Consider the following 26,077-nt stretch of genomic DNA (forward strand, 5'->3'; position numbering starts at 1 on the left):
ATTCTACAGACTTGTCAAGTGTTTTATGCAAAAAAAATGGGGGAATCAATAAAAATTAATGATACTAAAAATGAGTAATCACAGGAACTAGGGAGTTTCCGTGAAATCTCAATTTGTTTAAGGGGGGCTTAAGAAAACCCAAAAAAATTTTAATTGGGGGGGACAAATTAAATGTATAAAAAAAATCATCAAAAATTACTTAGTTTAATAATAACATTAACTTTAGTCCTATTTAATTTTAGTGGAGCTTTGGGAGCGCAAACGGTAAAGGCGGACCCCGTAGTAACATCAACGACAGCAACGACATCAATGGCAGAGTCGGTATCAACAACGGGAGCGAAATCAACAGAGGTAACAGCAGCATCAACTACAAATAAAACATTTGATATAGTAGATATTACAGATTTTCATGGACAACTCTTAGATTCAACTAATAAAAAACCCGTAGGCGCAGCACTGTCTAAAATAGTTAAGGACGTAAAAGCTACGAATCCTGATAGAACACTCCTCATTTGCGGAGGAGATTTGTACCAAGGAACTCCAGTATCTAATGTACTTCGTGGACTTCCAGTTCAAAAGGTGTTAACAGACATGGGAATGGAAGTTACAGCCCTTGGTAACCATGAATTTGATTGGGGACTAGGAGCAATAGATAAAACAATGATTGGAGCAAGTTACAACATTGTTTGTGCAAATATGTACAAAAAAGGTACAAGCGAGAGACCTTATGCACCATACAAGATAATTACTAAAGATGGAGTTCGTATAGCAGTAATAGGAGCGATACTTCAGGATGCCCCAAACATAATTATGCCAGCTTTAGTCGCACCTTATGATTTTAAGGATGTAGCTACAGAAACTAATAAGGAAGCTAAAAATATAAGAGATAATAATTTAGCAGATATTGTGTTATTAGATGTCCATGATGGTGGTACATCACTTAACACTACAGTTAATAAATTACATGGAGTAGATGCAGTTTTTGGTGGACATACACATACTATAGGCGATATTGTAAACAGGGATGCTGATAATAAAGATGTTCCTACATTAACTGCGTCATCAACGGGTAAAGGTTATATTGATTTAAAAATAACTGTGGGCAGTGATAAAAAAATCATAGCTTTCTCACCAAAAGATACAAATTGGAATCCAATTACGGTAACAGAAACATCCCAAACAGATCCAACGGCTAAGAAGATTGTTGATGATGCAAGTGCAGAATTATTACCAACCTTTAATGAAATGATTGGTAAAGATGCCACTGCTTTAACTAAAGATCAAGTGGATTCACCTTGTGGAGAGTCACAACTTGGAAATTGGATGGCAGACGTTGTGAAAAACTACTCAAAATCGAAAGCTGAGGTAGGAATGGTAAATAACGGAGGTATAAGATTGAGTCCAATTGCAGCAGGTAATGTAACTGTTGGAACAATATTTAATATTATGCCGTTTGATAATACTATTTGTACTACGACAATGACTGGAGCACAGCTTAGATATATATTTGAACAAGCAGTTAAAACTGACGGAGTAGGTATACAAATTTCTGGAGTTAAATTTACCTATGATTCTTCAAAACAATCATATGTATCAGCAAAAGTCGCAACAGATGGAAAGGTTACACCAGAAGTATTAGGAGAAAGGGTCGAAAATATAACTAGGGAAAGTGATGGCAGTATTGTAAAAGATACAGATATAATTAAAGTGAATGCACCTGATTTCGTAGCAACAGGTGGAGACAGCTTTACAGGCTTTTTAAATCCTAATATAAAAGCTAGTTTAGTAGATTCTCATTATACTGTTCGAGATGCTTTAAATGATGATGTTCGTGCTAATGGCAAAATTACAGCTATAATGAACAATAGAATAGATAACGTAATTAGTAAAATATCAATAATAGGAACATCAGATATACATGGAGCAATATACCCATTAGATTATAATACAGGACTTGCAGCAAATGTGGGACTTGCAAAGGTTTCAACATATGTTAAAAGTGTTCGCAAGGCTAATCCAAATACAATGTTAATAGATAACGGAGACACAATTCAAGGAACACCTCTATCATATTATTATGACATGATAGACACTAAATCAGAATATCCAATGATGAAAGTGATGGGAGCCATGGGATATGACACATGGACACTTGGTAACCATGAATTTAACTATGGATTAACTACTCTTAACAGAATTATAGGAGATGCTAATAAAGAAAAAATAGCAGTATTATCAGCTAATACTTATAAATCGGATGATACAAATCTAGTTAAACCTTATATAATGAAGTCTTTCACTGTAAATGGTAAAACAATAAAGGTAGCAGTGCTAGGACTTACTACTAAAACTATAGCAAGTTGGGAAGATCCAACTCATTATGCCGGTCTACATTTTAATGACTTGGTACTTGAGGCACAAAAATGGGTTCCAATAATAAAAGCAGCTGGCGCAGATGTTGTAATAGCATCAATTCACAGTGGAATAAAAGGTGCTAGCGATACTATTCCAGAGAATCAAACAGATGCAGTAGCAACGCAGGTTTCAGGAATTGATGCTATTCTTTGTGGACATACGCACACTGGTAAAACTTATTCTTATACAAACCCTGCAGGAAAAGTTGTGCCAGTAGTTGAACCAAAGAATGGGGATGGAATCTTTAGTCAAATAGATCTTAATATCGACGCTAAAGGTAATTATGTAGGGGTAGATGCAAAGAATATTACATTACCTGCTACTACTGTAGCTGATCCTGAAATACTTGCAATCGCAAAGTCATATCAAGATGCTACACTTAAATATACAAATACAGTGATAGGAAAATCAACAGCTATATATGAAGGAGAAAAACAATTAACTCAGCCTTCAACAATAATGGAACTCGTAAATAAAGTGCAAGCAGATGCTGCGGGTACAACACTTTCAATAGCAGCGCCATTAAGTTTAGCTGCAAAAGTACCACAAGGTGATGTTAAAAGGCAAGATATCATGGGAGTCTATGTATTCGAAAACTTCTTGTTTGGAGTAAAAATGACGGGAGTCCAGCTTAAAAATTGGCTTGAATGGTCAGTAAGATACTATGCACAAGTAGAAAAATCCACTGATCCAATAGTAAAAGACTCAAAACTTAATATTGCAGATTATAACCTTGACCAATTATATGGTGCAACATATGATATTGATTTAACCAAGAAAGCTTGCACAGCGGATTCAAAAGGAAAAGTAATAAGTGGAAGTAGGATAAAGAATTTAAAAATTAACGGAGTACTAGTTAAAGATACGCAGGTTCTAAAGGTAGCGGTTAATAATTATAGATATAATGGTGGCGGTGGATTTATGGCAGCTGCAGGTTTCACTCCTGGAGCTAAAGCTACAATAGACGCGACTTTCTATGATTCAGCAAAAGTTCTAGGAGATGATGGACAGATTAGAAACATGATGTTCAAATATGTTCAAGATAAAGGAACCATAACACCGACTTTATCAAATAATTGGAAAATATCAAGGACTAATGTTAAGCAAGATGCCTCAAATAATATTATTTCTATACCAACAGCAGTAAAAGTGGTACCATCAAAAAATGCTATTAATATTAGTTGGAGTAAAGTAACTGGGGCAAATGGGTACGGTGTTTACAGATCAACATCAAGTGGTGGTCCATACGTCTTAATATCAGCTCCAAAGATTACGAAGTATAATAATGCTGGGCTTAAGGCAAATAAAAATTATTTCTATAGTATAAGATCATATAAGATGGTCCATGGAGTTAAGGTATATAGCGCTTATTCAAACTTAATAAGAGTAAAAGCACTAGCATCCTAATAAAATAATTTAAATAGTAAAATAAATACCAAGCGAATAGTCGCTTGGTATTTATTTAATTTAACGACCCAGGAGATGATTAGTCTTCCCTAAAATCCAGATATGAACTGCCGTCTAATGGTATTAAAGCTTGAAGACCTGGGTGACCACCTGCAAGGCCTATAGCATAAACTGTATAAAAGCGTTGAGCTTTTAATCTTACGTTTGGAACGTATAAAGCGATAGTCTTGGTTCCAGTAGGTCTAACTTCAAATGTATAGGTTCCGGGTGGAACTTGTATATAATCAGTAGATTCTTTGTATTTTACGTTTTTAAAAAGAATTTTACCGCTTGGCAGTGCTACATCCACAGCACCGGCATTAGGTGATAAGTGAGTAAATTTAACATAAGCATTATTAGTAGGATTATTAACTTTAGGTTCTAAAACTAATAATAAATCGATATTAGGTAATGTCCCGATAGCTGACACTGTATAAATCTTTCCTGGCGGGATAAAAACATTTTTGTTAAGTACAGGGGTGGTTTTGGTGCCTGCAGCATATAATTTCACATTATAATCGCCGCTCATAACCTCCACGTAATCTGTAAAAGTACCATAGGAAAGATTTTTGAATTTTAACATATCATTAATATATACATCAACAGCTGGTGATTTAGGTGAAGCATGAAGAACTCTGATATAGGAATTCATAGGTGCAACCCTATAGAGAGAGGATTCATCGTATAGAGGGCTTTGCATATAAATAGGGTTATCTCTATATAAGGAATATGGATCATTATAATCTCTTGGACAATAAAACATAAAGTGCTCCCTTCAAACATTTTTACTATACTAATATATGAAGCAATATCCTATAATGTTACTAAATTAATATTGAAGAGATTATAAAATAATGAAAATTTTTAAAATAGTGCAACTATATTATAGGGACAACCGTTATACAATATGGAAAGATTAAAAATAGGAAAGATAAAAAATATAAACTTATATGTAAGTATACTTGTGAGTGATGGAGGATTATATGAATAAGGAAATTACAAGTTCAGTTGATACTAATTTAATGCCTAATGGTACGGTTGTAATAGGAAATAAGGCTTTTGATTTAGCTTATGCTAATGATGTAGCAAACGAAGAAGAAATTTCTAAAGCAATAGTTACAGGCGGATTAGTTTATGTTAAAGATTATGATGGAAATTGGATAGACAATGTTACAGGCGATATTGTAGAGGGTAGTGTTATACCAGCTGTAGTTTACAAGAGTGATGATAAGACAATTAATTTTGATGCCGTTAATTAAAATAAAAATATTACATTTAAAGAAGAAGTCGAAAATAAGTTGTAATAAATTAAAAATATTATAATAAACATATAAAGTTGCCTATATCAAGTAAAGTATCAATATCAAATAAAGTATATGTTTAAGTTTTATATAATATTAAAAAGAATTTTGAAAAGTGAAACTAAAGTATAGGGACAAGCGTATATAAGTGGAAAGCATGAAAAGGTATTTACAAAATTCATTTATAAAACAAAATAGAATAAATTAATTCTTAAAACTTGCAACTAAAATATAACCATAAACGTTATATAAGTGTAAGCAATAAAAATAATTGATTTATATAAAAATACATGTATAATATGAAAAATTATGAAATATGTTAAGATTATAGTAAAGATGTTAAATTTAATTAATACATTGAGATTTATACAAAAGTGTTATATAATATAAATAATCGTAAATTTTGTGTAAATAGTTTCAAATTATCAGAATATTATATCGCATTCGAGGTTTTGATAAGAAATTAAGTCTTTAATTACTATGTTATTTTAAAATGAAATTATTTCATTTTGTAGTAACAAAAAAAATAGCTCCCTAGGGGGTGTAGTTAAAGAAAAACAAATTGTATTCTTTATAAAAAGACTACAATAATAATTAGGTTTTTATTTTCTAAAATATAAAAACATATAACAATATGGGAGGGGACAAAAAAACATGATACAAATTAAAAAAATACTAAGCATGTCTTTAGTAGCATTATTTGTAACAGTTGGATCTTTAACAAATGTTACAGCACAAGCAGCAACAACAGCAACACCAAAAATCAACTACGCTGGGGTAGAACATTCTCCACTAGTAGTAGGAGATACTGAGACACTTACAGTAACTTCAGCAAAATTTTCAGGAGATGTTCAATACAGAGCATTTATTGAAAATGTAAAAACTGGTAAATGGACTGAACTAACAACTGGATACACAGCTGCAGTAAGTTCTAAAACACCTTATGTGTTACCAGCATCAAAGGCATTAACACTTGGAAAATATAAAGTTTCAATATGGGTTAAAACAGCAGGAAAAACTGGAGTTAAAGGTAATGCAACTGGTAACTTTGATAGTTATTATGTAGCAGCACTTAATTGCGTAAGCAAAGATGATAACAACAGAGTATATACAAACGGAGCAGCAGATGTTGCAGTTACCGGTTTAACAGCTAAATTCAACGGAATAGCTAACATAGGTGGAATCACTGGACCATACCTTTATCAATTATTCGCAATGAATACAGCAACAGGAGCTTGGTCAAATGGACCAGCAGGTTATTCAGCAACACCTTCAATGACATTTAAAACACCAGGAACTTATATGCTTATTGCACATGTTAACACAGAAAAATCAACAACATGGGCTAAAAAAGGATATGAAGGCTGGAAAACAGTAATGGTAAAAGTAACAAATTCATCAACAACTATATTTGATACTACAGTTAAAGCAGCTTCATTCGGATCAGTAGGAAACGTAACTTTAACAGCTGATGGCCTTAAAGCTTTCCCTCTAGCTACACAATATCAAGTAGTTACAGGTACAAGTAATTTATCAGCTAAATCAGTATTAGGAACAGCTACTACAATCTTCCCAGCTAAAGTTGCAGGAGATGCAGTAACAGTTAAATTATTTGATAAGAGTAATAATGAACTTAAAGCTATAGACGTAAAATTAGGACAATCTGGAACAATTGATGTTGCACCAGTAGTACCAGGTACAGCAACAATTTCAGCAACAGTTAAAGCAGCTTCATTTGGAGCAGTAATAAATGTTGCATCAACTCAAGAAGGAGCAACTCAATACCAAGTATTTAGTGGTGAAAGTAAATTATCAGCAGTAGCTAATTTAGGAGTATCTACAACATTATTCCCAGCTAGAGTAGCTGGAGATAAAGTTACAGTTAAATTAACAAATGCAGCTGGAACAGTAGTTGGAACTAATGATGTAGTTTTAACAGCAGCAAAATAATAACTTACTAAAAAGAATTAGCCCTTAATTAAAATTAATTAGGGGTTACCAATAAAAAATATCAAATACAATATAAAATAAAATAAACTAAAATTAATCGGAGGTATATTTATATGAACAAGAAAATTACAAGCACAGCTCTTGCTGCCTTAATGATAGCAGGATCAACATCTTTCTCAGCATTCGCAGCAATGGCTGATGGTACAGTGGTAATAGGAACAAAAGCTTACGATATGGCTTATGCTAATGACCCAGCTAATGCAACAGAAATTACAGCTGCAATAGTTGCAGGTGGAACAGTTTATTTTAAAGATTTTAATGGTAATTGGGTAGACAATGTTACAGGCGCAGCAATAAATGCAAGCGTTATACCAGCAGTAACTTATACAAATGCTTCAGGAACAACTCAAATTGGTGCTGGAGATGCTACTACTTCAGAAGCTACATCAGCAACAGCAACTAATGTTACTGCTAAAAGCTTCAAAGTAACATTTAATGGTTCAGTAACTGATACATCAAAAGTAGTATTTACAGTTAAACAAGGATCAGCATTAGTTAAAACTATGACAACTACTTGGAATGCTGCTAAAACAGAAGCTACATTAACTAACGAATCAAATTTACCAGCAGGAGTTTATACAGTTAACACAATGAATGGTACAGCTGATTTTGGAACATCAACTATAACTTTAGCTCAACAAAAAGTTGCTAAAATTGAAATAACTTCAACTAAATTAGGAGTTAATAATACAAAATCTACTGGCGCTACAGACTTCGGTAAAGGATATGCAACTTATAAAGTATTTGATCAATACGGAGCTGATATTACAACTTCTTCTTTAGCTAACAGTATAACATTCCAAACAGGAGTAGGTTCTATAGACGGAAAAGATGGTGTAATTACTATCACACCATCTATGAGTATTTTACAGTTCAACTCAGTAGTAATTACTGCTTATGATTCAACTAGTGGAGTTAATACAAGTGCTACATTAACTGTAACTTCACAAACTGGTACATTAAGCGACATAAACCTTACAGCTTTAACAAATGCTGATGGTAAAGTTTTAACTGCTCAAGATACTTCAACTTTATTCTATGTTGATTACACAGCAACTGATATCAGTGGTAACCCAACAAAAAATTATGACCTAGTAAAAAATGGTCTAATATTAAATGATAATACTGATGAATTAACTGCAACAAACTCATATATAACTACTAAAGTTGTACATGATCCAAGTGATTCAAATAAAGCAGCTATTCAAGTTCAAGTTAAAAATGCAACAGACAGTCTTTCAATGGATATACCACTTATAATTACTGCTATGACATATACAGGTAAATCATCAACACTTAATGTAACATTAAAGAAAGAAGCAAAAATAGATAAGATTACATTACAATCTCCAGCTTATAATATTGCCATTGGAGAAGATAAAGAAATTCCATTCGTAGCATTAGATCAAAATGGAAAAGTATTAACAAAATATTCAGATATAGCATCTGCAGTAGGAGTTTCAATTTCTGGAGCACATTGGTATAAAAATGCTGATGGAACTTGTTCATTAAGAGCTGGAGACGATGAAAACGGATATCCAACTGATGGACAAAGAGTTGTAACAGCAACAACACAAACAGGTAATTACAGCAGCATAACTATAAATGTTCAGAAAAAAGTTGCAGCTGACTCATTATCTTTAGATACTGCACAGTTTAAAACTATTTTCCAACAAGCAGCAACTCAGAAAATGGATTTTGGATATGATAAGGGTGGCTTAACTGTTAAAGATCAGTATGATAGAATTGTTGATATGACTACAGGTACTAAAACTACTGGTTCAGATAACAGTCAATACTATGTTATTGCAACATCAAGTGACGCATCAAAAGTTGCAGTTACAACTAAAAATGGTACTGCTCAGAATGCAATAAGTACAGGACAACAACAAATTATACTTACAGCTGGAACAGCAGGAACAGCAACAGTTACATTTAAATTATATAATAAAGACACTACTAAGACTGATGGTACTGTAAGAGATCCTCTTGTAGCTGTTGATACTCAAACACAAACATTTACAGTATTAGATAATAAAGATATCAAAGATTATGTAATAGAATCAGTACCAAATCCTATATATGCTGACATTGCGGTAGGTGGAACTGTAACAAATTCTAGACAAGAAGATTATAAAGCTAATCCAGAAGTTTTTGGTACAACATCAAGTGGAGCAAAAGTAAAATTAGCAGGAACACCAATAACTGGATCATCTGTTTCTAATAATACTGACTTTGTAATATTTAATAAAACTGGTGCATCTGATGATGTAAAAGTTGCTGCACGTAAATTAGTAGATCCTGCTAAAACAGGAGCAACTACTACTTTAACAGTAAATGTTTTAGGTGCTGATTCAGAAATGCATCCAGTAACTACAACTATTACTTCTTCAACAGTAGACCCAGAAGCTAAATCAATAGCTATTAACGCAGAAACTGAAGTAAAGGGTATTGACAGAACTAACGATACTATAACACTTACTGAGTCTGCTGGTGTTACTTACAATTCTCTATTAGGTACAAACAAGGATGGCGAATTTAAGTCAATATTTGGTTCTCTTGCAGCATATGATGAAAATGGCGTACAAAAAGGTTCAAAGAATGTTTATATATCAGCTACAGATCAGTATGGTCAAGATAGTATGGCATTATCACAGTTTAGCGTAGTTCAATCAGGAATTGATTCAACTGGTAAATATGCTTCAAGAACTGAGTTAAATGGTCATACATTTACTATTGATAATTATGGAACTATTACAAAAAATACAGCAAAAGCTGGTGACTATGTTACAGTTACTGGTATTACTACTAATGGATTGATGAAGACAATTAGAATTAATTTCGGAGTTAGTACTGTTGTTAGTAGTGATCCAACAATAGCAGCAAATGCAGCAATCTCTAATGCTAATACAGCAGAGAGCGCTTATAAATTAGCTGGCGGTTCAGATGCAGCAGCAGTTTATACAGCTGTAACTTCAGCTAGTGCAGTATTAACAACTAAATTAGCAGCAAGCCCAGTAACTGAAACAACTAAAGCTGCCATTGTTAGTCAAACAAAAGTATTAACAGATGCAGTTGTTGCATTAAATGATGCTACAGTAGTAATAACACCATTAGCAGCAGTAAATAACGCAGCTAATGCAGCAGCTATGAAAACTGCATTAGAAAATACAGCTCTTAAATTAGACTTAACTGTTTATAATAAGTTAAGCAATGCAGATAAACTTGTAGTTGCAGAAAAAATTTGGGGTGGTATAAAATCTCCAGGATTTGCAAGTGCAACAGATGTACAGAATGCTTTAGATGCAATAGTTAAAGTAGAAGATACAGCAACTGCAGCAGTAGTTAAAGCTGAAACAAGTAAATTGTTAGCTGATCAAACAGCAGCAAATACATTAGTAGAAAAATTACCTGCTGGAGCAGTTAAAACAGATCTTACAACTAGATTAGGTAAAATAGTTGTATTGACACCTGCTGAAATGTCAGCAGCAACTGTAGCAGAATTTGATGCAAACCTACTTAAAAATGGCAGCACATTACTAGGTGGTTCTGTAGATAATACAGCAAAAGAAATTACAATAACTGATGCTAGTAAAACAGCTGATACTGGTGTATTTGCAAAACTTGATGCACTTAATATAACTAGTGTTAAAATTGGTGACACAGTAGTTGATCTTAGTGATAAAGTAGCAGCTAAAACATTAGTTACTAATTACTTTATGAAAAATGGTTTAACAAAAGCTACACCAATAATTATTACTGTAACAGGTACAAATGGTTCAGTAGAAGCTTTAAATTATACATTACTTGCAATGAAATAATTATAGCTTAGAACTATGAACAAATAATAATTTGAACAAAAAAGAAGGACAGTTGTGGATCTGTTCTTCTTTTTTTTAAAAAATGAACAAATCAAGTTATACTAACACATCTTGAAATATCTTAAAGTCATAAAATAGTCAGGTCACAACACTGAATGAAAAATAAAATAGTCAAATCATAAGAAGAGTATCCTTGGTGGTACTCTTCTTTTTTGTTAATTGAATTTTATAAAGGGGAAATTAACAATGTTTTAGAGGAAGACTTTAATATATATAACTTATATGTATATTTATAACAATCAACAGTTGAAAATGTTAAAAATTTCAAGTAAAATGGAGAGAGAAATTGATTTGTGCTAGGGGGTTATAAATTGAATAAACTCAAAGGAGTTTTAACCTTGACAATAATGCTTACCATGCTAAGTATATCTGCAAGTGCAGTTGAACTGGATAAATATTTAGTACCAGATTTTTCTATTATTATAGGGAGTAAACTTTATACATTAGACTATGCTAATGATCAAAAGAAAGAAGTGGAAATAACAAAGGCTATCACGGAAAACATAGGTGATATATATATAAAAACTACTGGCAGTGAGTGGATAAACAATTCGTCTGGAAAGGTAGTTACGGATAGTATAATAAATAAATTAGATGTTAAATTCTTTAATGGAGTAGAAGTTGTAACAACGCCTGTGGACGAGGTTACACAAGGTAGTATAATATTTAAGGCAATAGATGTTGATACGAACCTACAGTTAATGGATTCGGTTTCTAGAAAAGGTGAGGTTGGTACCAAATGCATAGGTTATATAAGTGTAATTGATGGGTATGAATTTGTTTTGGCAGACACCAATTTTACCGGTAAATTTACTAGCCTTGATCAAACTGTTACTTTGAGATATAAGAAGAAAACAGTAGTTGTTAATAATCCACCTAGTGCTAAGGTCACGGGTTTAAAATCTGGGTTAACGTTTGAGCATGGTGATCGTAGATACATTCTAGTAGAAGCAGTAGATGAGGATAAAGCAACAACAAATATAAGAGTATCTTTGGATGGAGAAGAAGTGGGCAATTCTAGCGCTCAGTGTTATGTGTTATTAAATACACAAACCTTAGGGGGGCATATTGTAAGAATAAATTCTACAGATAAAGAAGGTTTAAATGGAGAGCAGCAAACTATTACTTATGGAGTTAGGTAAGTAGTGACTGTCAGTTGCCTAAAGGTGCGAAGAAAGTTTTGAACTTAAAGAAAATATCATGCAAGCCAATAAATGAATAAAAAATCCGATAAATTATAATAATTTTATGATTTACCGGATTATAATATATATCTACATAATTGCTTTTAATTTTTTAAGGGCTTTTTTCTTAATTCTTAAATATTGATAATAACTTTTATCAGTTGTGCTAGCTATTTCTGTAAGGGAGTGTCCCATAATATAATATCTTTCAAGTACATAACGTTCAAATGGCTCAAGAGTATTAAGAGCAATATATAAATTTTTAGACTCATCGTAGGCGATTACTTCATCCTCCAAGGTAAATTCATAATGCTCCTGGGCGTCAAAGTCTATCATATTACTGTTTGGGACTTCGCGAAAGTGCTTAATTTCTCCTTGTAATAGTGCTCTAAAGTTCATTCTTATGGCATTGATGCAATACCCGTTAAAGCTGTTGCTGCCTAGTTTATATAGGGCTATAGCTTTTATTACTGAAAGGTACCCATGTTGAATCAGGTCTTGGGTTTCATAGCCTGGAATGTGATACCTTGAAGATTCTTTGAATATAAGGTACTTAAACTTTCCAATTATAAGCTCTGTAGCACCGCTGTCGCCGTTTTTAGCTTTTTCAACCAGTTTTTCCATAGATAAAGCACCGCCTTTTAATTTTTTATTTGAACTATATTAAATACCAGTGATTATTAATTAAGCTATCCCCAGTAGTTGTTTTTCTAGAAGGTCAAAATCATATGATCGTTGCTCGTAGTCGCAGAATTTACTAGGTTTCTCGTAACGCGATCCACTATTAATGCTGCTTTTGTTACTACTAGTCCATTTTCTCTGATAGGCAATAACCTGCTCGGCAGTTTTTATGCCTTTGCTTATCCAGCTATTGATAATTTGTGAGATATATTTAATACTTTTAGCATTGTATTTAACTGCCTCGGTTATAGCCATAATTATGACTTTATCACTTACGTGTTTTGTAAAATCTAATATTTTTTCATATACCAAAGGTGTGATAGCATGTACATTTTCTTCAAATATTTTAATTATAGTGTTTATCCCACCAGACGTAGCAGCAGAATTTTCTGATTTAGTTATTAACGATTCTTTACTTGTCACCACTTCTTTAACAATTACTTTATCTTTTAAAACTAGTTCTTCTACTTCTTCTTTATTTATTATTCTTTGCTCTTTATTTATTATTCTATTACTTGGGAGGGTGTTGGTAGCCCCTATGAAGGGGCTATTAAGGGGCTTAATAATTGTGTTTTCAATAAATTTATTAGCTGTATCAATAGCAATTTTATTATTACTTTTATCCTCAAAGTGATCTTCTTTCATAGGACTTAGATTATTTTTATCAATTGGTACAACATTTACGATAAGCCCTTTGAAAATAGTATCTACATCTAAGCCAGCAACTTCATATTTTTCATATAATAATTTAAGTAATACTTTACTTTTGATGTTTTGAGCCTCCTTTTTTATGCATACAAGGACGTTTACATTATTTGGAATATTGTATTTAATCCAATTTAATATCATAATTTCATTGGTGTCTGCGCAATATAAAATCTTTTTATAATCACAAAATTTTTTAAGCATCTCAGCCACAAGTACTTTGTCATATCCTGCTTCTAGTGAAATAAGTCGAGGAGAAATTTGAAATATTCCGCATTGCGTAGATTTTGTATTCGTTAGAAGATATAGATAAAAAAGTTTTTCCTGTGGATCTAATTCAAGCACAAAGTCATCACTCCAAAATTCCGTATAAAGCTGTCTATATTTAGCCATTATTTATTCCTCCTCACATAATATGTTAACGATTACTTTTTTCTTGTTTTTAGTATTTTTTGTGACTTTATCAGTAGGAGGAAATATGTGTTCCATTTCTACTCCAAAAGCAGATGCTATTGATTTCCTACTTAAATGTCTTGGGTATGATTTGCCTTTCTCCCAAAGCCAATAATTCTTATTATTTGTTAAACATTCTTCTCCTGCTCTTCTATGGCTCCATCCTTTTATTATTCTTAAAACTTCCATTCTTTTATTCCAAGTAAGTCTATTAAATATTTCTTCTATCATTTTATTACCCCCTAATGGCTTAATATCTACATATATTAGCTAATTTAACTAAATATAACATAAAATAAATTGTCTGTACAACCCGCTAAATGGCTACTTAATTACATATTATTCCATTAGTGTTTATTATTCATTATTTACATCCAGTTAGACCGTATATCTCGTATTTAATGACATATTACCGTCAGTGACGTATAAACAATGCATAATTTTGATATTTGAAGAATATTTATTGATTTATTTACAAAAAAACTTGGTTATTAGTAAATAAATATAGAATTTAAATTAAGATGAACATAGACTTGACTAAATATCTTCTATTGATTTTTATAGAATATTTTCTAAATTAAAGAGGAATTAAGAATATGTTATAGAACTATATTAATAAATGCATAACATAAAATTGAATTGTATGATAAATTTGTATGATATAAATAATATTAACTTATATTATTTAGAAAAACAAAACGGGGGTATAAAAATATGAATAAGAAAATTATAGGTTCGTTTCTTGCGGCTATGATGATAGCGTCAACTACTACTATCTCAGCGTTTGGAGCAATGTCCAGTGGTACAGTTGTAATAGGAACAAAAGCATTTGATTTAACTTATGCTAATAACGCATCAAATCTTAAAGAAATATCTAATGCAATAGCTGATGGTGGAGCAGTTTATGTTAAAAATTTCGATGGAAATTGGATTAACAATATTAATGGATTAGCTGCTTTAATAAGTTCTATACCAGCTGTAATTTATACAAATGCTACACAAAAAATAAGTTTTGATGCTGCAGATTTAGACGCAAAGGTTACAACTACAATAAACTCTGCTGCTAAGATTTTAGCAGCTACGCAATCAGTAGTTAAAGCTGAAGCTAGTAAAATACAAATAGATGTCGACACTGCCAAAGCTGCTGTTAATGCACTATTTGTTGATGTTGCACCAAGTAAAATAAGAACAGATTTATTAGCACGCTTAAATATTATTAAAGTTACAAGTACAATTACACCAGGTACAACTACACCAGGTACAACCACACCAAGTGCAGATGTAACTGCTCCAATTCTTAATTCAGTAGCATTAACTGTTGGACAATCAGTTTTAGCTACTAAAGATGCCAGCGGTAATTTTAAAGTGAGCCTAGCTGCTGCAAAAGCTACTGATATGTTTACTTTTTTAAATATTAATGCTAGCGAGAAAGCCACTGCAAAAATTGTTTGTTTGGGAAGGACTAAAACTTTTGCAATAAACAATTCTGGTGATGTTGCTATTCCTGTAGCTGATCTACTTGGGTCATATGCTTCAGGTGGAAATGGTATATCTGTAGGAACTTTAAAAGGTTATCTTGGTCTATTAGGTAATAGCATTACATTAAATGTAACACTTACTGATGCAGCTTTGAATGCAGCAACAAAAACTATTACTATAACTGCTAACTAAAACCCCAGGGGTAAGTGAATGTAAATAAAAACGGCTAGGCTGATATGGATCAGTCTAGTCGTTTTTACGTTTACCCTGAAACCCCAGTGGTAATTTTAAAAACGCAATAGTGACTGTCACTTGTCGAAAGGGGCAAAGTTGGGAGGGAACTACCGAAATATACAAATATATTTACAAAATATCTATTATTGTATTTACCTGAATAGTGTATAATGAAGTTGTAAATAATATATAAAAACAAAAAATAAAATCAAGATAGAAAGTAGGCGAGATAGTTGATAAATACTAAAGATGAACAACGAGTAAAGTTAGATGAGATACTAAAATCACTATTCGCAGTATCAAAGAAAGTACTAATTACAATGATGAACAGTCTGTTTAAAGAAAATTTTGATGTAAAGATGGCAGAAATAACGTTTGAAAATAATGAATTTGTTTCTGATGATTACGACATAATAAGGGGAGATTTATTCTTAAAGATTTCTAAGGGAAATAAACCATACCATTATCACATAGAACTACAAACAAAAAATGATTCAACAATGGTAATAAGAATGTTTGAATATGGGTTTAAAAAAGCAAAAGAATTAGCAAAGAATTATGGGAATGTAGGAGAAACAGTTATTTATATTCCAAAGCAATTAGTGATATTTGTAGAGCAAAACAGGAATATTAAAGATGAATTGAAAATGAAATTGATTTTCCCTGATGGGCAAGAAATAAAATATACTGTGCCAACAATGAAATATTGGGAATATAGTGATATAGACATTATGCAGGATAAAATGTATCCACTACTGCCACTCCAGGTATTCAAACTTAGGTATAAAATGGAACAAGTAAAAAATAAACATGGCGAAGGAAGTTTTGAACTTAAAGAAACTATAATGGAAGCAAAAAAGATATCAGAAGTAATATCTAAAGAGGGAAGTCAATTATTTAATAGTGGGGAAATAGACGGTGATGACTTACACAGAATATTATTAGCAGTAGCAAATTTATTTGAATATTTGAATACTAAATATGGTGAGGATGTAAAATTAAATGAGGAGGTGCGTAGTATGACTAAGACTTTGTATGATCCAGCTGTAGAACAAAGGGGAATAGAAAAAGGAATAGAAAAAGGAAGAGAAGAAGGAATGGAAAAAGGGATAGAAAAACTAATACTTAAGCAGTATAGTAAAGGTCTTTCTATAGAGTATATTGCAGAGATAAATGATTTAGATGTTGAATATGTGAAGGCTGTAGTAAAAAATAATATTCAGTAGAAGGAAGCCAGTTATAATATTATACTGTAAATAAAAACGACTAAACTGATCTAAATCAGTCTAGTCGTTTTTAGGTTAAATCATCTCCTGAGGAGCTGCATTGACGACTTCAGAAGGAGATTTATACTATTACTGAAGTTTTATTTTTGCTAGGGTAGTTAACTCTAACTTATAGAAGTGGGAGACTTTCCTTCTGAAATATCGTTAAAGATTAAAAATTTAGGTTGCTGGGTATATTATTCTACAGGAAAATGGTAATATTAAATATATAGAATGAATATGAGGAGTGGTCTTATATGAAGAGAATACCTTATGGCATTTCTAATTTTGAAGTTTTAAGAGAAAAAAATTATCTTTACGTAGATAAAACGTCTTATATAGATATATTAGAAAAATATGCGCCGTATCAATTTTTTATAAGACCTAGAAGGTTTGGAAAAAGTTTATTTATATCAATGCTTGAGAATTATTACGATATAAATAAAAAGGATAAATTTAAAAAGTTATTTGGTGATTTATATATAGGCAAAAATCCAACTGAGGAGAGAAGTGATTTTCTTGTCTGGAAAATCAGTTTTGCAGGAGTGGATGCTGGACATGGTGAAGAAAATTTAAGAAAAAGTTTTAATTTTAAGGTTAGATCTTCAGCTAAAGAATTTATAATTAGATACCAAGATTTATTAGGGGAAAATAAGTTGTATTTGGAAGAATTAAGCGCGGAAATGGTAGTAGACCATATAAATATACTTTGTAAACTGAAGAATAAACAGGTATTTGTTCTTATAGATGAATATGATAACTTTGTGAATGAATTAATCACTGGAGGCAAGCAAAATATTTATAAAAATATTTTACGACCTGGAGAGGGTTTTCTGAAAGCTTTTTATAGGGCATTAAAGCGTGCTACAACTGATAGCTTTCAAAGGGTATATATTACAGGTGTAAGTCCTATAATGCTAGATGATCTAGCCAGTGACTTTAACATAATTAGAAACTATACTTTAGATGAAAAGCTTAATAGTATGCTTGGTTTTTCACATGATGAACTTTCATGTATTATGGATCAAGTTGATTTGCCTAATTACGAACTTAGTGAAAAGATATGTAATGATATGAATGAGTATTATGGTGGATATAAATTTAACCAAACTTGTGAAGCGGTTTGTAATCCAGTTATGGTTATGTATTTTCTTGATGCTTTTTTAGTATATAGTAGGTATCCACAACAAATGATAGATAGTAATGTTAAAATAGATTATGGTAAAATTAATCAGCTAGCATATAATTTTAATGATAAAGAAGCTTTAAACGAAATAATGTCTACTGGTGAAACAACAACAATTCTTGTGGATAGATTTAATATTCATACTATGTACAGTGAAAAAGAAAATTTTAAATCCCTATTATTTTATTTAGGAATGCTTACTATAAAAGAGCAGGGACCTCTTGGAACGGTATTAAAGATACCTAACTATGTAATAAGAACAATTTATTGGGAGCAATATTTTGACAAAATAAGTGAAGATTATAATATTGAAATTCAAAACATTAGAATTGCAGTAAATGAAATGAGAATGCATGGTGATATTCAGCCTTTAATAGAAATAGTTAAAGGAATACTCGAAAGTTTATCCAATAGAGATCTTATGCAAATGGATGAGAAAAATATAAAGATGATGTTTCTTACGCTTCTTGCTGTAGACAATACTTATTTTATAAGGAGCGAAGATGAAAATAATAAAGGCTATGTAGATTTAATGCTTAGAAGAAAAATACAGCTTAAGGATATAACTAAATTTGAATGGATTATAGAATTAAAATATATAAAAGAGAGTGATAGAAATACTTTAGAAAAGGTAAAGGAGCAAGGGCTAAAACAACTTCAAATGTATGGGGAAAGTAAGATGGTTCAAGAAGAATTGGAAAAAGAAGGATTAAAGAAAGTGTTAATCATTGTTGTAGGTAAAAAAGATATTTATACTGTAAATAAAAACGACTAAACTGATATAAATCAGTCTAGCCGTTTTTTTTATTGACCCTGAAACCCTGGGGTATATGTTATATACTACTTGAGTCTACAGTTTTACCTGTAAGATTATCTATCCAATTTCCCGAGTAATCTTTAACATAAATTGCACCACCATTTACTATTGCATTATTGATTTCGGCGCTATTAGCTGAATTGTTAGCATATTCAAGGCTATAAGATTTATTACCTATTAAAACAGTTCCGTTAGGCATAACATTTAAATCCGCCGAATTATAAGTTGCTTCTTTATTATAGTAAATTCCAAGTCTTGTACTTTCGGTTTTGTATAAGCTTGTTACTGTTACATATACATAACCACCGGCCTTTGCTAATTGCTCAGTGGGATTTATTGTAGTTATATATTGGGATGAATTTATAGTGCAGTTTCCTAATTTTTTTTGAGAAAAAGCGTCCTCATATATAGTTACTCTATCACCATCTGTGAACATATAATTTTTTAAAGTTACAACATCCAAGGTTCCTACTGGATTGTTTGAAATTGTAATCGCATCTGTACTTGTAGGCATAGTCGAAACTGGTATTGTTGATTGTGCTGGTTGTCCATCTGCTGTAACTTCAAGAGTATATTTTCCAGTGTTTAAATTATTGTTTAAAAGTAGTAGATTTTTTTTCGAAACACTAAAATAATAAGTACCTGATTTTAAATAAACAGGCAAAGACCATGTTTTAGGACTTTCAACCGATCCGTAACGTGGGAGTAATGAAAATATTTGATTGCCATCTTCATTCATTAATTTTACATTTACTTCATAAATGGATGAAACCATTTTTATATTGATTTTACCATCTAAAGGAAGTACTATTTTGTAGGTGTTTTGGTCATCATTAGATGATATAAATCCAATGATTGGATTAGAATTTAAATTCAATGGTTGTGCAGTTAAGGTGCCGTTGTTAGGCTCTACATCATCGTTATATACAGGGGTATAATTAACTCCAAGAGAATATTTACCCGTATTTGAATTATTGTTTAATAGGCCAGAGCTTTGTTTTAAAACACTTAAATAATAAGTACCTGCTTCTAAATCCACAAGCTCGGACCAAGTCTTTGGAGATTGTTCAGATCCCGAACCTATATAATTAGAAAAAACTTCTTTGCCATCAATATCATTTAAATTTAAATTTACTCCATAGACTGATGAAATCATTTTGACATCGATTCGACCAGCGATTGGGAGTACAATTTTATATGTATCCTGGTCATCACCAGAGGATATATATCCTATGAGTGGATCAGAATTTAAAGTCAATGGTTGCGCTGTTAATGTAGTATTGTTAGGTTCTACATCATTGGTATAAACCCCAGTAAAGTCAACTCCAAGACTATAGTGTACAGTTTCTGAGCTGTATTTTATAACAGTAAAATAATAAGTACCTGCGTCTAAATCAACAGGCAAAGACAATGTTGTAGATGCAGTATCATTTCCAATACCCGGATAATAAGATAATACTTGTTTTCCATTATCATCCTTTAAATTTAAATTCACTTTGTTATTTGATGAAGTCATTTTGATATTGATGCTGCCAGAGGTGGGAAGTACGATTTTGTATATATCTTCGTCACTAGAGGAAACAATGTCGCTTGTAAAGGTGCTGCCGAAAGTAAGTGTTTGGATAGTAGCTGCATTGGCAATATTAGTTGGTGCTATAATTTGCACTATCAGAAATGTTAATAAAAATAATGATGTAATAATTTTTTTACGCAATTTGTGAGCCCCCTATAATGTAGTGAGTTTTTTATAAACCCTACATATATAATTCAACATAAATGGTTATTTTCCTTTTTTAGAATATTTAAACTATAATACATCTTATTAGTCTTATTTAAATATATTATGATTCAATGTAAGTTATTACCTCACTGAAACCCTTAAGTAAAATATAATCATAAAATATTAGAAAAAGTGCAACTATATTGTAGTAATAGACGTTATATAAGTGTAAGAGACAAAGATATATAGAACTACGTTATTTTATACAAAGGTATTATTTGCCTAAGTAGTAAATAATAATATAATATGGATATATGAACTTTTACTAGGGGGAACTACAAATGGATGAAGAAATGAATGTTAGTATTGAAGATTATCTCGTAATAATAAAAGAAAAATTATGGTTAATAGGTACTATAACGCTTGCAACTGTAATGATTGCGGGTATACTAAGCTTTTTTGTTATTAAACCAACCTATGAGGCAAGTACAAGTATAATAGTTGGTAAGCCACAAGCTACTGACAGACAAAACCAACAATTAAATAGTGATGTAACTATGTATCAAAACTTACTTGTAACATATAGTGAAATTGCTAAGTCTGATTTAGTAGCGCGTGGTGCCCTTGATATATTGAAGGGTAATTTAACAATAGATCAGATTAAAGGTGGAATTACAGTTACTCCAAAAACTGGAACTCAGATTTTAATGATTTCAGCTAAGGGTAAAAATCCGCAGGACGTATTTAATGTTGTAAATGCCGTTTCTACTTCCTTTATAGAAGCTACAAAAAAGGTTTATCCTACGGGTGGGGATATACAGGTAATGGATAAGGCAGTTATTCCAATTAACGCTATTAGCCCTAATAAGAAATTAAACATGGCTATTGCATTTTTCCTCGGACTTATGATATCACTTGGAATTGTGTTCCTTCTTGAATACATGGATAACACTATAAAGACAGAAAATGATGTAGATAAATACTTAGGATTACCAGTACTAGGCGTAATACCTAGAATTATAGAAGATAAAAAGTAAGAAGGTGCTAGGGTGATTGATATACATAGTCATATACTACCAGGTATTGATGATGGCTCAAAAGATATGGAAACGAGCATCAAGATGCTAAAAATTGCACAGGCAAGCGGCACCAAAACTATTGTAGCTACTCCACATTATATAAGGGGCAGATATGAAAATCATTATGAAAATATTTTTGCACTGCATCAAGAATTAAAGCTTGCAGCTGCCAATGAGGGTTTAAAGATAGAAGTGCTACTAGGACAAGAAATAATGCTTGAAAAACATTCACTAAAGCTGTGCAAAGAGGGGATATTAAAAGGAATAAATGGGACAAGTTACCTGCTTATTGAATTTCCAATGGAGCAATTGCCAAAAGATGCTATGGATTTAATTTATGAGTTAAAGGTTCTTAATATTAAACCTATACTTGCACATCCAGAAAGGTATGAATACATAATTAAATCGCCAATTGCTATGAATGATTTTATAAACGAGGGGTGTTTGTTTCAAATTAATGCTGGAAGCTTGCAAGGAATATTTGGAAAAAAAGTTCAGAGTTGTGCAAAGCTACTTGTGAGAGAAAACCTTGCAAACTTTATTGCATCGGATGCACATTCTATTAATAGAAGGTGTCCAGGCCTTAAGGATGGATTTAGGCAAGCAGAAATGTTAGATAAGGATATAGAAAAAAAGGTATCAAAAAATTTAGAACTGATGTTATTAGATAAGGATATAGAAGCAAATAAACAGATAATAAAGAAAAAGAAAAGTATATTCCAGATATTCAAGCATCAATACAATAAATAATATGTAAAGGTAGTGAATCAAATGAAAGATTTAGACTTAATAACATTTAAAGAACCTAATTCACCAATGTCAGAGTCGTATAGAACTCTTAGGACTAATATTCAATTCTCATCTTTTGATAAAAAGATTAGAACGTTACTTCTAACTAGTTCAGGACCAGGAGAAGGAAAAACTACAATTTCTTCAAATTTAGCTATGGTAATGGCTCAAGGTGGTAATAAGACCTTGTTGATAGATTGTGATCAAAGAAAACCACAGGTACATAAGGTTTTTGGACTTTCTAACGAAAAGGGATTATCTAATATGCTAGTAAATGATGAAGATAAAGATGAAGTAAATACAAATATAGGTATTCATGAAACGGTGCAGAAAAATTTGCATGTTTTAACTTCAGGTACAAGGCCACCAAACCCAGCAGAACTTTTAGGATCTGCTAAAATGAAGAATTTCATTGAGGAGCTAAAAAAAACATATGATTATATAATCTTAGATACTCCTCCAATAATACTAGTTACAGATGCACAAATACTAGCTCAGTATACGGATGGTTGCCTTTTAGTTGTTGCGTCAGGGGAATCAGAACGTGATGCGGCTATAAAAGCTAAAGGGCTTCTTGAAAAGGTAAACGCAAAAATACTAGGGACAGTACTTAACAAAGTGGAAATAAAAAAGAAAGGTTATTATAACTATCAATATGAGTATGGAGCACGCGGAAAAGGGGATAAAATTAGAACTAAAGCAAAACAATTTTAGAATGTATTTTTAAAAAAATTGAATTACACAAAATAAATGTAAAGAAAAGACAAGCGAATGTCTATTAGTAAACAAAAATGTAGAACGAAAAATCTGTAATAAAAGTGAAAATATTGTATAATAATTTTAGGTTTTAGTATAGTTGGAAAATGGGGGATAATATGAAAGTTTTAGGAAAATGGAAAAAACCAATATTGATCTTAAGCGATGCAGTTTTAATAAACTTAGCATATATATTAGCTTTCTATTTTAGGTATAATTATAAAAATTTTAAGTTTTATTCAAATGATTACAAAGAGATAGCATTAATTGTAACAGTTATTTATATAACTTGTTTTTATCTCTTTAAGCTTTACGAAAGTCTTTGGAGATATGCAAGTATTGATGAATTTATGCTTATTATTGGTGCATGCCTTACTTCTAATATTGTGATGATTGCCTTTGTTAGAATTATTAAACATCCATTTGCTTATGGAGTAAGTATAATAGCTTGTGCTTTTAGTATTATTTTTATAGTCGGGTTTAGAATGTCATTTAGAGTTTACGGTAGATTTGAAAGCATGGTAAATTGTAATGCAAGTAAAATTGTCCAATCTAGAGTAATGATAATTGGTGCAGGCTCAGCTGCAGCTATGGTTATAAAAGAAATGAAAAGTAGTAGTCAGAGTAAGTATATACCAATTGTTGTAATTGATGATGAAACCTACAAAAAAGGAAATAGTATTGTGGGAGTAAAGGTACTTGGAAATCGAAAAGATATCCCTAGAATAGTGGTAGAAAAGGACATAGAAACAATCCTTATAGCTATTCCAACAATAGACGATGAAGATAAAAAACAAATACTCGAGATATGTAAGAAAACAAATTGTAATATAGAAATTATCCCAGGTATGTATGAAATAATAAATGGGAAAGTTTCATTAAATCAAATTCGAAAAGTTGAGATTGAGGATTTACTAGGACGTAAAGCAGTTAAGCTGGATATGCAGGGAATAACAAGTTATATAACTAATAAAACAATCTTAGTAACAGGTGGCGGTGGTTCCATTGGTTCAGAATTATGTCGACAAATTATAAAATTCGAACCGAAACAATTAATTGTTTTTGATATATATGAAAACAATGCTTATGACCTACAAATGGAACTTGAGTATAAGTATCCAAAGCTCAATTTATTGGTGCTTATAGGATCAGTTAGGGATAAGGATAGACTTGAAGATGTTTTTCAAAAGTATTCACCAGATATAGTTTTTCATGCTGCGGCGCATAAACATGTTCCACTAATGGAAGTTAGCCCAATGGAGGCTATAAAAAACAATGTATTTGGTACATATAATGTAGCTGAGTGTGCACATAAGTTTAATGTAGAAAGATTTGTTATGATATCTACAGATAAAGCGGTAAATCCAACAAGTGTTATGGGTGCAACTAAAAGAATGTGTGAAATGATTATACAATCAATGGATAAAATAAGTAAAACACACTTTGTAGCAGTGAGATTTGGTAATGTTCTTGGAAGTAATGGGTCAGTTATACCACTATTTAAAAAACAAATAGAGCATGGTGGACCAGTTACACTTACGAATAAGTACATAACAAGATTCTTTATGACAATACCCGAAGCTGCACAATTAGTACTTCAATCTGGTGCATATGCGCAGGGTGGAGAAATATTTGTTCTTGATATGGGACAACCTGTTAAGATATATGACTTGGCTTGGGATTTAATAAAACTTTCAGGATTCATTCCAAACAAAGATATAAAGATAGAAATTACAGGACTTCGCCCAGGTGAAAAGCTTTATGAAGAACTCTTAATGAGTGAAGAAGGACTTACAAACACTAAACATGAAAAGATATTTATAGGAAGGCCTACGTTTACTGATTTAGGTGAGATCAAGAAGAAGATGAGGGAACTTGAAGGGGTTATTGAGAAAGATGATGTAGAAGGGTTGATTGAAAAGATTGGGGAGATAGTGCCAACTTATAATAGAGTTTTGGCAGAAATTGCATCTACAAGTAGCTGCGCAGCTACAGCAACAAAATAATTACAAAACAATTAGGGGGGCTATATTGTGGGGAAATTTACAAATCTTATATTTAGTTTAGTATTACTAGTATTATTATCACCATTATTTATTATTGTAGGAGTAATAATAAAGTTGAATTCAAAAGGACCAATATTTTTTACTCAGATGAGAATAGGTAAGGATAATAAATTATTTAAATTTTATAAGTTTAGGACAATGAAAGTTGGAACTCCAAACGTTGCAACAGATAAATTGGATGGCTCAAAAAGTTATGTAACAGCAATTGGGAAGATATTAAGAAAAACTAGTATAGATGAACTTCCACAAATAATTAATATCCTTAAAGGGGATATGGCCTTTGTAGGACCAAGACCTGCACTATATAATCAATATGAACTTAAGAAGCTAAGAACAAAGGCAGAAGTTCATACATTACTTCCAGGAGTTACTGGATGGGCTCAAATTAATGGTAGGGATAATAATGATGATCACGAGAAAACAAGGCATGATGTATATTATTTAGACCATAAATCATTGAGATTTGATGCTAAAATAATATTTAGAACAGTGTTTAAGGTTTTAAGGGCAGAAGGAATTCTTGAAGGAACGCGTATTCTTGATGATGAGGAACAACTTCACGATGGTGTACAACAAAAGAGTAAATCAAATGATGTTTCAGCATAAAGTT

Annotated in this window: 18 protein-coding genes; 13 read left to right on the plus strand and 5 right to left on the minus strand. The window is 31.7% G+C overall.

Annotated features, from left to right (window positions below; all coding sequences use genetic code 11):
* The first annotated feature begins 171 nt into the window (after positions 1 to 171).
* Positions 172 to 3,822 (plus strand): 5'-nucleotidase C-terminal domain-containing protein, encoded by a 3,651-nt coding sequence (locus KPL37_RS08700; protein ID WP_246578197.1) that lies wholly within the window; start codon positions 172 to 174, stop codon positions 3,820 to 3,822.
* Between the two features lie 79 nt (positions 3,823 to 3,901).
* Here KPL37_RS08700 and KPL37_RS08705 read toward each other — a convergent pair whose 3' ends face one another.
* A complete protein-coding gene (locus KPL37_RS08705; protein ID WP_246578198.1) occupies positions 3,902 to 4,624 on the minus strand; it encodes a DUF4397 domain-containing protein in 723 nt (240 codons plus the stop codon).
* A 220-nt stretch (positions 4,625 to 4,844) separates the two neighbouring features.
* Between KPL37_RS08705 and KPL37_RS08710 the strand changes: the two genes are divergently transcribed.
* The 4 genes from KPL37_RS08710 to KPL37_RS08725 all read left to right on the plus strand — a co-directional run bounded on the left by KPL37_RS08710 (position 4,845) and on the right by KPL37_RS08725 (position 12,195).
* Positions 4,845 to 5,120: a hypothetical protein gene (locus KPL37_RS08710; protein WP_216148076.1), complete on the plus strand. Its 276-nt coding sequence runs from the start codon at positions 4,845 to 4,847 to the stop codon at positions 5,118 to 5,120.
* Positions 5,121 to 5,816: 696 nt separating this feature from the next.
* Positions 5,817 to 7,112, plus strand: coding sequence for a hypothetical protein (locus tag KPL37_RS08715; RefSeq protein ID WP_216148079.1), 1,296 nt, complete (start codon positions 5,817 to 5,819; stop codon positions 7,110 to 7,112).
* A 113-nt stretch (positions 7,113 to 7,225) separates the two neighbouring features.
* A complete protein-coding gene (locus tag KPL37_RS08720; protein WP_216148082.1) occupies positions 7,226 to 10,993 on the plus strand; it encodes a beta strand repeat-containing protein in 3,768 nt (1,255 codons plus the stop codon).
* Between the two features lie 371 nt (positions 10,994 to 11,364).
* Positions 11,365 to 12,195, plus strand: a complete 831-nt coding sequence (locus KPL37_RS08725) for a MucBP domain-containing protein (protein ID WP_216148085.1) — start codon at positions 11,365 to 11,367, stop codon at positions 12,193 to 12,195.
* 132 nt (positions 12,196 to 12,327) lie between these two features.
* On the opposite strand, the gene KPL37_RS08730 is transcribed toward KPL37_RS08725, so the two are convergent.
* From KPL37_RS08730 to KPL37_RS08740, 3 genes are read right to left on the minus strand one after another with little or no spacing between them, the layout of a single operon-like run.
* Positions 12,328 to 12,861: a sigma-70 family RNA polymerase sigma factor gene (locus KPL37_RS08730; RefSeq protein WP_216148087.1), complete on the minus strand. Its 534-nt coding sequence runs from the start codon at positions 12,859 to 12,861 to the stop codon at positions 12,328 to 12,330.
* A 60-nt stretch (positions 12,862 to 12,921) separates the two neighbouring features.
* Complete coding sequence (locus KPL37_RS08735; RefSeq protein ID WP_216148090.1) at positions 12,922 to 14,016, minus strand: DnaD domain-containing protein; 1,095 nt, start codon at positions 14,014 to 14,016, stop codon at positions 12,922 to 12,924.
* A 3-nt stretch (positions 14,017 to 14,019) separates the two neighbouring features.
* The gene (locus KPL37_RS08740; RefSeq protein WP_246578199.1) at positions 14,020 to 14,307 is read right to left on the minus strand and encodes a helix-turn-helix domain-containing protein; all 288 of its coding nucleotides are present in this window, start codon (positions 14,305 to 14,307) and stop codon (positions 14,020 to 14,022) included.
* A gap of 483 nt (positions 14,308 to 14,790) precedes the next feature.
* Here KPL37_RS08740 and KPL37_RS08745 point away from each other — a divergent pair, with 483 nt between their 5' ends.
* From KPL37_RS08745 to KPL37_RS08755, 3 genes are all read left to right on the plus strand, one after another.
* Entirely contained in the window at positions 14,791 to 15,747 is a 957-nt protein-coding gene (locus KPL37_RS08745) for a hypothetical protein (protein ID WP_216148093.1), read from the plus strand.
* A gap of 275 nt (positions 15,748 to 16,022) precedes the next feature.
* The gene (locus KPL37_RS08750; RefSeq protein WP_246578200.1) at positions 16,023 to 17,015 is read left to right on the plus strand and encodes an RpnC/YadD family protein; all 993 of its coding nucleotides are present in this window, start codon (positions 16,023 to 16,025) and stop codon (positions 17,013 to 17,015) included.
* Positions 17,016 to 17,311: 296 nt separating this feature from the next.
* Positions 17,312 to 19,015, plus strand: a complete 1,704-nt coding sequence (locus tag KPL37_RS08755) for an AAA family ATPase (RefSeq protein ID WP_216148096.1) — start codon at positions 17,312 to 17,314, stop codon at positions 19,013 to 19,015.
* 58 nt (positions 19,016 to 19,073) lie between these two features.
* On the opposite strand, the gene KPL37_RS08760 is transcribed toward KPL37_RS08755, so the two are convergent.
* Positions 19,074 to 20,771: a PPC domain-containing protein gene (locus KPL37_RS08760; RefSeq protein WP_216148099.1), complete on the minus strand. Its 1,698-nt coding sequence runs from the start codon at positions 20,769 to 20,771 to the stop codon at positions 19,074 to 19,076.
* A gap of 347 nt (positions 20,772 to 21,118) precedes the next feature.
* Between KPL37_RS08760 and KPL37_RS08765 the strand changes: the two genes are divergently transcribed.
* The 5 genes from KPL37_RS08765 to KPL37_RS08785 all read left to right on the plus strand — a co-directional run bounded on the left by KPL37_RS08765 (position 21,119) and on the right by KPL37_RS08785 (position 26,073).
* Positions 21,119 to 21,814: a YveK family protein gene (locus KPL37_RS08765; RefSeq protein ID WP_216148101.1), complete on the plus strand. Its 696-nt coding sequence runs from the start codon at positions 21,119 to 21,121 to the stop codon at positions 21,812 to 21,814.
* A gap of 12 nt (positions 21,815 to 21,826) precedes the next feature.
* Positions 21,827 to 22,606 (plus strand): tyrosine-protein phosphatase, encoded by a 780-nt coding sequence (locus KPL37_RS08770; RefSeq protein ID WP_216148104.1) that lies wholly within the window; start codon positions 21,827 to 21,829, stop codon positions 22,604 to 22,606.
* A 21-nt stretch (positions 22,607 to 22,627) separates the two neighbouring features.
* Complete coding sequence (locus KPL37_RS08775) at positions 22,628 to 23,359, plus strand: CpsD/CapB family tyrosine-protein kinase (RefSeq protein ID WP_216148108.1); 732 nt, start codon at positions 22,628 to 22,630, stop codon at positions 23,357 to 23,359.
* A 161-nt stretch (positions 23,360 to 23,520) separates the two neighbouring features.
* Positions 23,521 to 25,407, plus strand: a complete 1,887-nt coding sequence (locus KPL37_RS08780; RefSeq protein ID WP_216148111.1) for a polysaccharide biosynthesis protein — start codon at positions 23,521 to 23,523, stop codon at positions 25,405 to 25,407.
* A 27-nt stretch (positions 25,408 to 25,434) separates the two neighbouring features.
* Positions 25,435 to 26,073, plus strand: a complete 639-nt coding sequence (locus tag KPL37_RS08785) for a sugar transferase (protein ID WP_216148114.1) — start codon at positions 25,435 to 25,437, stop codon at positions 26,071 to 26,073.
* The last annotated feature ends 4 nt before the right edge of the window (positions 26,074 to 26,077 follow it).

The sequence above is a fragment of the Clostridium frigoris genome (genome assembly GCF_018861865.1).
Lineage (GTDB): Bacteria > Bacillota > Clostridia > Clostridiales > Clostridiaceae > Clostridium_AD > Clostridium_AD frigoris.

What these genes read in the sequence shown, in the direction of transcription:
- KPL37_RS08735 (WP_216148090.1), bottom strand. Translation starts at nt 14,016, where the DNA reads ATGGCTAAATATAGACAGCTTTATACGGAATTTTGGAGTGATGACTTT.
- KPL37_RS08740 (WP_246578199.1), bottom strand. Translation starts at nt 14,307, where the DNA reads ATGATAGAAGAAATATTTAATAGACTTACTTGGAATAAAAGAATGGAA.
- KPL37_RS08775 (WP_216148108.1), top strand. Translation starts at nt 22,628, where the DNA reads ATGAAAGATTTAGACTTAATAACATTTAAAGAACCTAATTCACCAATG.
- KPL37_RS08700 (WP_246578197.1), top strand. Translation starts at nt 172, where the DNA reads ATGTATAAAAAAAATCATCAAAAATTACTTAGTTTAATAATAACATTA.
- KPL37_RS08730 (WP_216148087.1), bottom strand. Translation starts at nt 12,861, where the DNA reads ATGGAAAAACTGGTTGAAAAAGCTAAAAACGGCGACAGCGGTGCTACA.
- KPL37_RS08710 (WP_216148076.1), top strand. Translation starts at nt 4,845, where the DNA reads ATGAATAAGGAAATTACAAGTTCAGTTGATACTAATTTAATGCCTAAT.
- KPL37_RS08715 (WP_216148079.1), top strand. Translation starts at nt 5,817, where the DNA reads ATGATACAAATTAAAAAAATACTAAGCATGTCTTTAGTAGCATTATTT.
- KPL37_RS08745 (WP_216148093.1), top strand. Translation starts at nt 14,791, where the DNA reads ATGAATAAGAAAATTATAGGTTCGTTTCTTGCGGCTATGATGATAGCG.
- KPL37_RS08720 (WP_216148082.1), top strand. Translation starts at nt 7,226, where the DNA reads ATGAACAAGAAAATTACAAGCACAGCTCTTGCTGCCTTAATGATAGCA.
- KPL37_RS08755 (WP_216148096.1), top strand. Translation starts at nt 17,312, where the DNA reads ATGAAGAGAATACCTTATGGCATTTCTAATTTTGAAGTTTTAAGAGAA.
- KPL37_RS08765 (WP_216148101.1), top strand. Translation starts at nt 21,119, where the DNA reads ATGGATGAAGAAATGAATGTTAGTATTGAAGATTATCTCGTAATAATA.
- KPL37_RS08780 (WP_216148111.1), top strand. Translation starts at nt 23,521, where the DNA reads ATGAAAGTTTTAGGAAAATGGAAAAAACCAATATTGATCTTAAGCGAT.
- KPL37_RS08705 (WP_246578198.1), bottom strand. Translation starts at nt 4,624, where the DNA reads ATGTTTTATTGTCCAAGAGATTATAATGATCCATATTCCTTATATAGA.